Source organism: Streptomyces sp. 150FB, assembly GCF_000818195.1.
Taxonomy (GTDB): domain Bacteria; phylum Actinomycetota; class Actinomycetes; order Streptomycetales; family Streptomycetaceae; genus Streptomyces.
The window spans coordinates 992,101-995,664 of record NZ_JTHL01000001.1 but is presented as its reverse complement, the minus strand read 5'-3'; the positions used below and the strand labels follow the sequence as shown (position 1 = coordinate 995,664).

General features: G+C 72.0%; 4 protein-coding genes. 1 reads left to right on the top strand and 3 read right to left on the bottom strand.

The genetic code is table 11. From position 1 onward, the window contains the following. The 3 genes from QR77_RS03810 to bioB form a co-directional block, all read right to left on the bottom strand. A partial coding sequence (locus tag QR77_RS03810; RefSeq protein WP_040019672.1) for an AAA family ATPase occupies positions 1-165 on the bottom strand: 165 nt, incomplete at its 3' end. Position 166: 1 nt separating this feature from the next. After that, positions 167-1,468 (bottom strand): adenosylmethionine--8-amino-7-oxononanoate transaminase, encoded by a 1,302-nt coding sequence (locus QR77_RS03805; protein WP_040019671.1) that lies wholly within the window; start codon positions 1,466-1,468, stop codon positions 167-169. Further along, positions 1,461-2,615: a biotin synthase BioB gene (gene bioB / locus QR77_RS03800; protein WP_040019668.1), complete on the bottom strand. Its 1,155-nt coding sequence runs from the start codon at positions 2,613-2,615 to the stop codon at positions 1,461-1,463. Before bioB ends, QR77_RS03805 begins: the two co-directional genes overlap by 8 nt. A 151-nt stretch (positions 2,616-2,766) precedes the next feature. Here bioB and QR77_RS03795 point away from each other — a divergent pair. Then, positions 2,767-3,564: aminotransferase class I/II-fold pyridoxal phosphate-dependent enzyme (locus QR77_RS03795; RefSeq protein WP_040027249.1), on the top strand; the 798-nt coding region annotated here is incomplete at its 3' end.

Below are 3,564 nucleotides of genomic sequence, written 5' to 3'. Positions count from 1 at the left end.
GGCCACCTCGGCGGCGTCGCCCGGCTCCCCGGGCGCGAGCCCGGTCTGGGCCGGCTTGAGCACGGCCACGCTGCGCCCGCTCGCGAGCGCGAGCGCGGCGACCGCCGCGGTGACGACGGTCTTGCCGATCTCGGTGCCCGTCCCCGTCACGATCAGTACCGGCATCTCACCCCTCCTTCGCCACCGCGCCCACAGCGCGGCAGATCCTGGCGACGTCCTCGTCGTCCGTCACATACGGCGGCATCGTGTACACGAGATCGCGGAACGGCCGCAGCCAGACGCCCTCGCGTACCGCAGCCCCGGTCGCGGCCGCCATGTCCACCTCGTGGTCGAGTTGGACGACACCGATGGCGCCCAGCACCCGCACATCCCGTACGCCGGGCAGTTCGGCGCACTCGGCGAGCCCCTCGCGCAACCCCGTCCCGATCCGGCTCACCTCGCCCGCCCAGTCCTGGCCGAGCAGCAGCTCGATCGAGGCGAGCGCGACCGCTGAGGCGAGCGGATTGCCCATGAAGGTCGGCCCATGGGCGAGTACGGGCACCTCGCCGCGCGAGATGCCCTCGGCGACCCCGGTGGTGCACAGCGTCGCCGCCATCGTCAGATAGCCGCCGGTCAGCGCCTTGCCGAGACACATCACATCGGGCGAGATCCCGGCCTGTTCCGCGGCGAAGAGCGTGCCCGTACGGCCGAAGCCGGTGGCGATCTCGTCGAGGATCAGCAGCACGCCGTACTCGTCGCAGGCCTCCCGCAGCACCCGCAGATACGCGGGGGAGTGGAAGCGCATGCCGCCGGCGCCCTGCACCACCGGTTCGACGATGACGGCGGCCAGTTCGTCGGCGTGCCGGGCGATCAGGCCGCGCAGTTCGTCCGCGTACGTCTCGTCGTACTCGGCCGGCGGGGCGCCGGCGAAGATCTGGCGCGGCAGGATTCCCTGCCACAGCTCGTGCATGCCGCCCTCGGGGTCGCACACCGACATCGGCTGCCAGGTGTCGCCGTGGTAGCCGCCCCGCCAGGTCAGCAGCCGCTGCTTGGCCGGGCGGCCGAGCGAACGCCAGTACTGGAGGCACATCTTGACCGCGACCTCCACCGACACCGAACCCGAGTCGGCGAGGAAGACATGGCGGAGCGGCGCGGGCGTGATGTCGACGAGCTTCGCGGCGAGGCGCACGGCCGGTTCATGGGTGAGGCCGCCGAACATCACATGGCTCATCCGGTCGAGCTGGCCGTGCGCGGCCTCGTTGAGCACCGGGTGGTTGTAGCCGTGGACCGCCGACCACCAGGACGCCATGCCGTCGACCAGCTCGCGCTGTCCGTACGCCGGTTCGGCGAGGCGGAGCCGTACGCCCGACGCGGACTCCACGACCAGCGGGTCCGTACGGCCCGGCATCGGGCCGTACGGGTGCCAGACATGGGCCCGGTCGAGCGCGAGCAGGGCGGCCGTATCGCCCCCGGACACCGGATCAGGCATTGGGCGCGAGATCCGTACCGGCTCCACGGCGGCGTACGGACACCAGATCGGCCCGGGCGGAAGGGACTCCGGCGGGGACTTCGGCGGCCACGGCGACCGCGGGTGCGCCGCTGTCCGTACCGCCGTCCTCCGTACCGCCCTCCCGCCGGTGCGCGGGCAGCGTCGTCGTGTCCGCGTCCTCCACCTCGAAGCCCGCGTCGGCGATCATCTCCAGATCCGCCTTGCCCTCCTGGCCCTCGCTGGTGAGGTAGTCGCCCAGGAAGATCGAGTTGACCAGGTGCAGCGCGAGCGGCTGCAACGACCGCAGTTGGACCTCGCGTCCGCCCGCGAGCCTGACCTCGGAGTCGGGGCAGACGAACCGCACCATCGCCAGGATGCGCAAACACTGCCGGGGGGTGAGGTTCCACTCCTCGGCGAGCGGCGTTCCCTCGAACGGGATCAGGAAGTTGACGGGCACCGAGTCCGGGTCCAGGTCGCGCAGCGCGAAGACCACATCCACCAGGTCGGCGTCGCTCTCACCCATCCCCGCGATCAGCCCCGAGCAGGCGGAAAGACCGGCGCCCTGCGCGTGGCGTACCGTCTCCACCCGGTCGGCGAAGGTGTGCGTGCTGGTGATCGAGGCGTACGTCCCCTCGGAGGTGTTCAGGTTGTGGTTGTACGCGTCGGCGCCCGCCGACTTCAGCCGCTCGCCCTGGCCCTGCGACAGCAGCCCGAGGCAGGCGCAGACCTCGACGCCCTCGTTCTGCTCCTTGATCGCCTCGATGGTGCCGGCGACCCGGTCGATGTCCCTGTCCGTGGGCCCGCGCCCGCTCGCGACCAGGCAGACCCGCTTCGCGCCGCCGGCCACCCCGGCGGCCGCCGCCTTCGACGCCTCCTCGGGCTTCAGCCAGGTGTACTTGAGGATGTCGGCCGTGGAGCCGAGCCGCTGCGAGCAGTACGAGCAGTCCTCCGGGCACAGACCGGACTTCAGATTGATCAGATAATTGAGCTTCACCCGCCGCCCGAACCAGTGGCGGCGCACCTTCCCGGCCGCGGCCACCACATCGAGCAGCTCCTCGTCGGAGGTCGCGAGCACGGCGAGTGCCTCTTCGCGGGTCGGCGGCTCACGCCGCAGGCCCTTCTCCACCAGCGTATTCAGCAGATCCATGGCGCCGATCCTCGCGCACGCGCACACGTCGAAGCCAGGGAGGAACCCGACAACACAGGCGGAACGAAGTGTGTGTATGACCACATCATGACCCGGTCCGGTCCGGACTAGGGTCTGTCCGCAGCCTACAAAAGGACCGGACACCATGGCGCTGGAGCAGGACCCCTTCGAGTGGACAGCCGAAGCGGCGCGCCTGCGCGAGCGGTCGGGCCTGGTCCGGGTGCTCAGGCCGCGCCCCTGCGAATCGCCGCTGCTGGACCTCGCGAGCAACGACTATCTGGGCCTCGCCCGCCACCCGGTGACGACGGAGGCGGCGGCCGGGGCGGCGCGCCGCTGGGGCGCCGGCGCTACCGGCTCCCGGCTGGTCACCGGCAGTACCGAACTGCACGCCGAACTGGAGCGCGAACTCGCCGCGTTCTGCGGCTTCGAGTCCGCGCTGGTGCTGTCCTCGGGGTACGCGGCCAACCTCGCCGCGCTCACCGCACTGACCGCCGAGGGGTCGCTCCTGGTGTCCGACGCCGGGAACCACGCCTCGATCATCGACGGATGCCGGCTCTCGCGGGCCGAGACCGTGGTCGTACCGCACGGTGAGCCGCGCGCCGTGGCGAAGACCCTCACCGCGTACCCCGGGCGGCGCGCGCTGGTGGTGAGCGACGCGGTGTTCTCGGTGGACGGGGACGCGGCGCCGCTGCGCGAACTCGCCCGGGTGTGCCGTACGGGCAACGCGGCGCTGCTCGTCGACGACGCGCACGGCCTCGGCGTGATCGGCGAGGGCGGCCGGGGCGCCTGCGCGGCGGCGGGCGTCGCCGGGGACGCGGGGGTGGTGGCCACCATGACCCTCTCCAAGTCCCTGGGCAGCCAGGGCGGCGCGGTCCTCGGCCCGGCCCGGGTGATCGACCACCTGGTCAACACCGCTCGTACCTTCATCTTCGACACCGGCCTCGCGCCC

What these genes read in the sequence shown, in the direction of transcription:
- QR77_RS03805 (WP_040019671.1), bottom strand. Translation starts at nt 1,468, where the DNA reads ATGCCTGATCCGGTGTCCGGGGGCGATACGGCCGCCCTGCTCGCGCTC.
- bioB (WP_040019668.1), bottom strand. Translation starts at nt 2,615, where the DNA reads ATGGATCTGCTGAATACGCTGGTGGAGAAGGGCCTGCGGCGTGAGCCG.